Source organism: Hydrogenophaga sp., assembly GCF_030656115.1.
Taxonomy (GTDB): Bacteria; Pseudomonadota; Gammaproteobacteria; order Burkholderiales; family Burkholderiaceae_C; genus Hydrogenophaga.
The window spans coordinates 25189-32606 of the sequence record NZ_JAUSOO010000027.1 but is presented as its reverse complement, the minus strand read 5'-3'; the positions used below and the strand labels follow the sequence as shown (position 1 = coordinate 32606).

At 62.8% G+C, this 7418-nt stretch carries 9 protein-coding genes and 1 tRNA gene; 5 read left to right on the top strand and 5 right to left on the bottom strand.

Annotated features, from left to right (window positions below; all coding sequences use genetic code 11):
* The coding region (locus tag Q7J58_RS02900) for an alanine--tRNA ligase-related protein (RefSeq protein WP_304823166.1) at positions 1-397 on the bottom strand (397 nt) is incomplete at its 3' end.
* A 251-nt stretch (positions 398-648) separates the two neighbouring features.
* Here Q7J58_RS02900 and Q7J58_RS02895 point away from each other — a divergent pair.
* From Q7J58_RS02895 to Q7J58_RS02885, 3 genes are all read left to right on the top strand, one after another.
* Positions 649-2127, top strand: a complete 1479-nt coding sequence (locus Q7J58_RS02895) for an NAD-dependent succinate-semialdehyde dehydrogenase (RefSeq protein ID WP_304823163.1) — start codon at positions 649-651, stop codon at positions 2125-2127.
* 92 nt (positions 2128-2219) lie between these two features.
* Entirely contained in the window at positions 2220-2582 is a 363-nt protein-coding gene (locus Q7J58_RS02890) for an STAS/SEC14 domain-containing protein (RefSeq protein WP_304823160.1), read from the top strand.
* Between the two features lie 40 nt (positions 2583-2622).
* Positions 2623-2696 (top strand) — tRNA-Gly (locus Q7J58_RS02885).
* A gap of 261 nt (positions 2697-2957) precedes the next feature.
* Here the strand turns inward: Q7J58_RS02885 and Q7J58_RS02880 are convergent.
* The 3 genes from Q7J58_RS02880 to Q7J58_RS02870 all read right to left on the bottom strand — a co-directional run bounded on the left by Q7J58_RS02880 (position 2958) and on the right by Q7J58_RS02870 (position 5002).
* Positions 2958-3521, bottom strand: coding sequence for a TMEM165/GDT1 family protein (locus tag Q7J58_RS02880; protein ID WP_304823158.1), 564 nt, complete (start codon positions 3519-3521; stop codon positions 2958-2960).
* Between the two features lie 130 nt (positions 3522-3651).
* On the bottom strand, positions 3652-4290 hold the full coding sequence (locus Q7J58_RS02875) for a CoA transferase subunit B (RefSeq protein WP_304823155.1): 639 nt from the start codon (positions 4288-4290) through the stop codon (positions 3652-3654).
* A gap of 10 nt (positions 4291-4300) precedes the next feature.
* Positions 4301-5002: a CoA transferase subunit A gene (locus Q7J58_RS02870; RefSeq protein WP_304823152.1), complete on the bottom strand. Its 702-nt coding sequence runs from the start codon at positions 5000-5002 to the stop codon at positions 4301-4303.
* A 70-nt stretch (positions 5003-5072) separates the two neighbouring features.
* Here Q7J58_RS02870 and Q7J58_RS02865 point away from each other — a divergent pair, with 70 nt between their 5' ends.
* Both Q7J58_RS02865 and Q7J58_RS02860 read left to right on the top strand, forming a co-directional pair.
* Positions 5073-5690, top strand: a complete 618-nt coding sequence (locus Q7J58_RS02865) for a LuxR C-terminal-related transcriptional regulator (protein ID WP_304823149.1) — start codon at positions 5073-5075, stop codon at positions 5688-5690.
* Positions 5691-5734: 44 nt separating this feature from the next.
* The gene (locus Q7J58_RS02860; protein WP_304823146.1) at positions 5735-6352 is read left to right on the top strand and encodes a hypothetical protein; all 618 of its coding nucleotides are present in this window, start codon (positions 5735-5737) and stop codon (positions 6350-6352) included.
* A 45-nt stretch (positions 6353-6397) separates the two neighbouring features.
* Here Q7J58_RS02860 and Q7J58_RS02855 read toward each other — a convergent pair whose 3' ends face one another.
* Positions 6398-7384: a Bug family tripartite tricarboxylate transporter substrate binding protein gene (locus Q7J58_RS02855; protein ID WP_304823143.1), complete on the bottom strand. Its 987-nt coding sequence runs from the start codon at positions 7382-7384 to the stop codon at positions 6398-6400.
* Positions 7385-7418 lie beyond the last annotated feature (34 nt).

Below are 7418 nucleotides of genomic sequence, written 5' to 3'. Positions count from 1 at the left end.
AGACCGTGGCCCACAGCCGCTCCGGCGGCAGGCCATAGACCTCGGTCAGCAGCTCCCAGGCCCACTTCAGGCTCTCGCGCTTGAAATAGTCGCCAAACGACCAGTTGCCCAGCATCTCGAAGAAGGTGTGGTGGCGTGCGGTGTAGCCCACGTTTTCCAGATCGTTGTGTTTGCCGCCGGCGCGCAGGCAGGCCTGGACGGACGCGGCGCGCACGTAGGGGCGTTTGTCGGTGCCCAGGAACACGTCCTTGAACTGGACCATGCCCGAGTTGGTGAACATGAGCGTGGGGTCGTTGCCGGGCACCAGCGGGCTGGACGCCACCACGGTGTGGCCCTTGGAGGCGAAGAAGTCCAGAAAGGTCTTGCGGATGTCGGCAACGGAAGCAGGGCTGGTCATGGTCTGGATAGGAAGTATCTGAAGGCACCGGTGCGGCGCTTGCAACCCGCTATTTTCCATCATGGCGGCCAGCACCGACCACGGATGTTGGTTTTTGACGCTGCGGTGGCCCCGGTTCCCGCGTCCCCAGCGGTACTGCGGGCAGGGTCGCATGGGCATATGCTTTCACGCAATGCAAAAAAACACTGAGGCGATAGCCGATAATTATTTAACAGGTTAAATAATCCCACCACCCTCCCAAGGAGACACACATGGACACGAAAACCTCCCCCCTGGCCCTGCTGAAGGACCCAACCCTGCTCAAGACCGACGCGCTGATCAACGGCGAATGGGTCCAGGGCGCCAGCCGCTTTGACGTGCTCGACCCGGCCACCGGCCAGAAGCTCGCCAACGTGGCCAACCTCGGCCCGGCCGATGCCGAGGCCGCCATCGCCGCGGCCAACGCCGCTTGGCCCGCCTGGCGCAGCAAAACCGCCAAAGAGCGCAGCACCATCCTGCGCAAGTGGTACGACCTGCTGATGGCCAACCAGGACGACCTGGGCCGCATCATGACCGCCGAGCAGGGCAAACCCCTGGCCGAAGCCAAGGGTGAAGTCGCCTACGGTGCGAGCTTTGTGGAATGGTTTGCCGAAGAGGCCAAGCGCGTCAACGGCGAGACCCTGCCGCAGTTCGACAACAACCGCCGCCTGATGGTGCTCAAGCAGCCCATCGGCGTGTGCGCGGCCATCACGCCCTGGAACTTTCCGCTGGCCATGATCACGCGCAAGGTCGCGCCCGCGCTGGCTGCGGGTTGCACCGTCATCATCAAGCCCGCCGAACTCACGCCACTGACCGCTCTGGCCGCGGCCGAGCTGGCGATCCGCGCCGGCATTCCGGCCGGTGTGCTCAACATGATCACGGCCGACGACCAGAACTCCATTGCCGTGGGCAAGGTCATCTGCGCCAGCGACGTGGTGCGCCACATCAGCTTCACCGGCTCCACCGAAGTGGGCCGCATCCTGATGGCGCAGAGCGCGCCCACGGTGAAGAAGATGTCGCTCGAACTCGGTGGCAACGCGCCCTTCATCGTGTTCAACGACGCCGACATCGACAGCGCCGTGGAAGGCGCCTTCGCCAGCAAGTACCGCAACGCCGGCCAGACCTGCGTGTGCTCCAACCGCCTGTACGTGCAGAGCGGCGTGTACGACGAGTTCGTCACCAAGTTCGCGGCCAAGGTGAAGACCGCCAAGGTCGGCAACGGCTTTGAAGACGGCGTGAACCAGGGCCCGCTGATTGAAGAAGCCGCGCTGGAAAAAGTGCAGCGCCATGTGGACGACGCCGTGGCCAAGGGTGCGCGCGTGGTGGCCGGCGGCAAGCGCCTGGCGGGACAGTTTTTTGAGCCCACCGTGGTGGCCGACGCCACCGCCGACATGCTGTGCGCCAAGGAAGAAACCTTTGGCCCGTTCGCCCCCATCTTCAAGTTCGAAACCGAGCAGGAAGCCGTGGACGCCGCCAACAACACCGAGTTCGGCCTGGCCAGCTACTTCTACAGCCGCGACGTGGGCCGCATCTTCCGCGTGGCCGAAGCGCTGGAATACGGCATGGTGGGCATCAACGTGGGCATTTTGGCCACTGAGCACGTGCCGTTTGGCGGCGTCAAACAGTCGGGCCTGGGCCGCGAAGGCTCGCACCACGGCATGGACGACTACGTGGAGATCAAGTACCTTTGCCTGGGCGACATCATGAAGTAAGCTCCGACCGCTTCATCACTGCCCCTCACTGCCCCTCACTGCCCCTCACAGCCCCTCACGGTCCCTCAAGGCGCTTCCACCATCCCGTCACCATGACTGTCAGCATTTACTTTGAGTCTCCCGACCTGGCTGTTTTTCATGGCTCTGGCGTGCTAAAACGCGAAGAGGTTGACGAAGCCAAGCGTGCTGTGCACGAACACATGATGAAACATGGACCGATGCGGGTGATCATCCAGATCGATCCAGACTTTCAGAATTTGGAAGCTTTTGTGCAGTGGGATGACATTGATCTGGACAAGGAAATCCAGAAACATGTGAGCCGCATGGCCATTGTCGGCAACCTGAGGTGGCGCGACAGTGCCCTGCTGTTCTTCATGTCGGCGGTGTCCAGTTTTCCGATGGAGTTCTTTTCCACCGATCATGAAGTTCTGGCCAGAGCCTGGCTGGAATCCTGAACCAGCTCGTTGAGCCGGCTCGGGTATGATTCGGGCCTCTGCGGGTGTAGTTCAATGGCAGAACGGCAGCTTCCCAAGCTTCATACGAGGGTTCGATTCCCTTCACCCGCTCCAGACATGAAAAAAGGCCCTTTCAGGGCCTTTTTTCATGTCTGTGCGTCGTTCAGCTTTCGTGGCGCTGCGCGGTCGGCGTCCACGTTGACGACGATTTCCAGCGCACCCTCGCCCACCCCCATGCGTTGCTGAATCTCGCCCATGCGCGGGAACAAGCCGCCCAGGCGAACGCGTAGAGAAAAAACGCGGCATACACCCGCTGGGCAGTCGGTAGCGTCCAGCCGACATGCGGGGCCCAGCTCGCGCTTAAACCCACGGAATTCACCCACCGCTCAACAGGACACCCACGCCCAGCGCCAGAAAGATCAGCGCGGCCACGGCGTGAACCGCCTTGATGGGTACGCGCCGCGTGATGGCATCGCCAAAGAACACCACCGGTGCGTTGGCCAGCATCATGCCCAGCGTGGTGCCCGCCACCACGGCGATCAGGGGCTCGTACTGCGCACCCAGCGCCACGGTGGCAATTTGCGTTTTGTCGCCCATTTCAGCCAGAAAAAATGCCCAGGTGGTGGTGAAAAACACCCCGAACTGGCGCTTGGGCACCGCGTCTTCGTCGTCCAGTTTGTCGGGAATCAGCATCCAGCCCGCCATGGCGATGAAGGACACACCCAACACCCAACGCATCACATCGGGCCCCGCCGCGGCCATGACCCACGAGCCCACCGCACCGGCCAGGGCGTGGTTGAGCAGCGTGGCCGCCAGAATGCCCCAGATGATGGGCCAGGGTTTTTTGAACCGCGCGGCCAGCACCAGCGACAACAGCTGCGTCTTGTCGCCCATTTCGGCCAGGGCCACGATACCGGTAGACAACAGAAAAGCTTCCAACAAAATTCTCCAAACACCAACCCAAATGCACAGGCATTGCGCAAATGAAAACGCCCACACCGGGTGCGGGTGCGGGCGATGAACCGGTGTGCAGTGTAGCCACTGCAGCTGTCAAAATGCTATCAGGCGATCAGATCAGGGGCACACCTGTTTTGGACTGCAGGTGCTCCAGCGTCACATCCGGAGCGAGTTCAACCACTTTCAAGCCCTCGGGCGTCACGTCCATCACCGCCAGGTCGGTGATGATGCGGTCCACAACGCCTTTCCCGGTGAGCGGCAAGGTGCAGGCGGGCAAGATTTTCAGATCTTCGGTGCCGTCTTTCTTTTTCGCTACGTGTTCCATGAGCACGATGACGCGCTTGACGCCCGCCACCAAATCCATGGCGCCGCCCATGCCCTTGACCATCTTGCCAGGGATCATCCAGTTGGCCAGGTCGCCCTCGGCCGTGACCTGCATGGCACCCAGAATGGACAGGTTGATCTTGCCGCCACGGATCATGGCGAAGCTCTCGTGGCTGCCGAAGATGGCCGAGCCCTTGAGCGTGGTCACGGTCTGCTTGCCGGCGTTGATCAGGTCGGCGTCCACCTCGTCTTCGTAGGGGAAGGGGCCGATGCCCAGCATGCCGTTTTCGCTCTGCAGCCACACCTCGACGTGGTCGGGCACGTGGTTGGCCACCAGCGTCGGGATGCCGATGCCGAGGTTCACGTAAAAGCCGTCCTGCAGTTCCTGCGCCGCGCGCGCGGCCATCTGGTCTTGGGTCCAAGGCATGGTGATCTCCTTATTTGCGGTCGCGGGTGGTGCGCTTCTCGATGCGCTTCTCGGGCGTGGGGTTGTGCACGATGCGGTGCACGTAGATACCGGGCAGGTGCACGTCGTCCGGGGCGATCTCGCCGGTGGCAACGATGCGCTCGACCTCGACAATGCAGATCTTGCCAGCCATGGCGGCGGCCGGGTTGAAGTTGCGCGCCGTCAGGTTGAAGCGCAGGTTGCCCGAGCGGTCGGCCACGTCGGCCTTGACCAGCGCCACTTCCGGGAACAGCGCATGTTCCATCACGTAGGTCTCGCCGCCGAACTCACGCAGCTCCTTGCCTTCGGCCACCAGGGTGCCGACACCGGTCTTGGTGAAGAAGGCCGGGATGCCGGCGCCGCCAGCGCGCAGCTTCTCGGCCAGCGTGCCCTGGGGCGTGAATTCGAGTTCGAGTTCGCCGGCCAGGTACTGGCGCTCAAACTCCTTGTTTTCGCCCACGTACGACGAGATCATTTTCTTGATCTGCCGCGTCTGCAGCAGCTTGCCCAGACCGAAGTCGTCCACGCCGGCGTTGTTGGAAATGGCGGTCAGGTTCTTGACGCCGGAATCGCGCAGGGCGTCGATCAGGGCTTCGGGAATGCCACACAAGCCAAAACCGCCCACGGCGATGAGTTGGCCGTCAGCGACCACGCCCTTGAGGGCTTCGGCTGCGCTCGGGTAAATCTTGTTCACGTCGGTTGCTCCAGTGGTTGAACAGGGATAAGGTGACGATACTACGTAAAGACATACGTAGTTTGACCTAATGACTAACCCGAACCCCACCCCCGACACACCAGACACCGCGAGCCCGGCGCTGAGCAGCCCCACCGGCATCGACTACCGACTGGCCTTTGACCTTGCCCCTGTGGGGCTGGCCCTGTCGCGCCAGCGCACCATGGTGGACTGCAACCAGGCGCTGTGCGACATGTTTGGCGCCGACCGTGAGCAGTTGGTAGGCCAGAGCTTTCAGATTTTGTACCCCAGCGCCGACGAGTATGAGCGCACGGGCGCGCGCATTGCACCCATTTTGGGCAAGAGCGGCACCTACGCCGACGACCGCATCATGAAGCGGGTGGACGGCCGCCTGAAGGGAGAAACCTTCTGGTGCCACGTGACCGGGCGGGCGCTGCGGCGCGAGGCGCCCCACGAAGCGGGCATCTGGAGCTTTGAAGACCTCAGTTCGCGCCGCGCCGTGCGCGCCGAACTCACACCGCGCGAACGCGAAGTGGCGGCCTTCCTGATGGACGGTCTGACCAGCAAGGAAATTGGCAAGCAGCTTGCCATCAGCCACCGCACGGTGGAGATTTACCGGGCGCGGCTGATGCGCAAATACCAGGCGGGCAGTTCGGTCGACCTGGTTCACAAACTCGTGGCCGGCTGAGCCTCTGTTCCACCTCCCTCGAAAACCTGCACCAGGAACCCACGATGCCCCCCACCATTGACGAACTGCTGGCCCGCATGCAAGCGCTGGAAGACCAGCTGGAAGCCGAATACAGCGAACACCGCGCGGCTTTTGTGCGCCGCCGAGCCGAGCTGGCCGAGCGCTTTCTGGAACTGCAACAACGCCAAAAAGTGGGCCTGTGGAGCTACCTGCGCCACAGCCGCTGGACGGTGCTGCTGAGCGCGCCGGTGATCTATGCGGGCTGGCCAGCCTTTGCGCTGCTGGACGCGTTCATCAGCACGTACCAGGCCGTGTGTTTTCCGGTTTACCGCATTCACAAAGTGCGCCGTGCCGATTACCTGGTGTTTGACCGCAGCGACCTGCCCTATCTGAACGCGATCGAGAAATTCAACTGTTTCTACTGCTCTTACGGCAACGGCGTGCTGGCCTATGCCCGCGAGGTGGCGGCCCGCACCGAGCAGTATTGGTGCCCCATCAAACACGCGCGGCGGCTGCAGGGCGCGCACCTGCGCTACCCGCAGTTCTTTGAACATGGCGACGCCGAAACCTTTCGCCAGGGACTGGGCCGCCTGCGCGAGCAATTGCGTGAGGCCCAGGCACACAACCCAGGGGACACACCCGAAAAAACACCCGGCGCCTGATGCCCAGGGCCGGGTGCGGGTTTTCAGCGGCGCTGCGAACAGCCCTTACTGGGGCTGGAAACCGCTGTCCTTGATGATCTTGGCCCACACCTTGGCGTAGCTGCGTTCGCGCGCGGCCAGTTGCTCCGACGTCATGTAACCCACCGTCAGCCCCATGGCCGTGAGCTTGCCTTGCACATCGGGCTGGGCAATGGCTTTCTGTATGGCGGCGCCCAGTTTGTCCAGCGTGGCCTTGGGCGTGCCGGCCGGGGCAAACACACCGTAATAAGGCACGTCTTCAAAACCTGCCAGGCCCAGCTCGGCAAAGGTGGGCACCTCGGGCATGGCGGCCTGGCGCTGCGTGCCCATGACGGCCACCACGCGGAGCTTGCCGGCCTTGTGGTTTTCAATGAAGTCGGGGATGGACGCCACACCGGCCGAAATCTGGTTGCCCAGCATGTCGCCCATCATGGGCGCGCTGCCGCGGTAAGGTGCGGCCACCAGGTCCAGCTGATTTTGCTTGGCGATCACTTGCACCAGAAACTGCGGCACCGAGCCCGGCGCCGGAATGCCCACCGCGCCCTTGCCACCGCCCTGCTGGCGCACCCAGTCGGCATAGCCTTTGAGCGAGGTGGCGGGCGTTCCGCCGGACAAGGCGAACGCGTTGACGAACGTCGCGAAGCCCGCGACCGGCGCAAAATCTTTGGCCGAGTCGTAGCCCGGGTTCTTGGTCACCATGGGCAAAATGGTGATGCTGTGGTCGTGGCTCAAAAACAGCGTGTGGCCATCGGGCGCTGCGGCCTTGAGCGCCTGGGCCGCCAGTTGACCACCCGCACCCGGCTTGTTGTCCACCACCACCGACGCCCCCAACTCGGTTTGCAGGCGCTCGGCCAGAATGCGGGCAATGGCGTCGGTGCCACCGCCGGCCGGAAAACCCACCATGAGTTTCGTGGTGGGTGGCTGGGCAACAGCCAAACCCATGTTCAGCGTGGCACCCAATGCCAGTGCCGTGTGAACACAACGGGAAAGAAACGAACGACGGGGACAGCTCATGGAAAAACTCCGTTCTGAATTGAAAAAAAAGAAA

Bases quoted from the DNA above. Each gene is read 5' to 3' on its own strand.
- Q7J58_RS02895 (WP_304823163.1), top strand. From the start codon at position 649: ATGGACACGAAAACCTCCCCCCTGGCCCTGCTGAAGGACCCAACCCTG.
- Q7J58_RS02890 (WP_304823160.1), top strand. From the start codon at position 2,220: ATGACTGTCAGCATTTACTTTGAGTCTCCCGACCTGGCTGTTTTTCAT.
- Q7J58_RS02875 (WP_304823155.1), bottom strand. From the start codon at position 4,290: ATGCCTTGGACCCAAGACCAGATGGCCGCGCGCGCGGCGCAGGAACTG.
- Q7J58_RS02865 (WP_304823149.1), top strand. From the start codon at position 5,073: ATGACTAACCCGAACCCCACCCCCGACACACCAGACACCGCGAGCCCG.
- Q7J58_RS02860 (WP_304823146.1), top strand. From the start codon at position 5,735: ATGCCCCCCACCATTGACGAACTGCTGGCCCGCATGCAAGCGCTGGAA.
- Q7J58_RS02855 (WP_304823143.1), bottom strand. From the start codon at position 7,384: ATGAGCTGTCCCCGTCGTTCGTTTCTTTCCCGTTGTGTTCACACGGCA.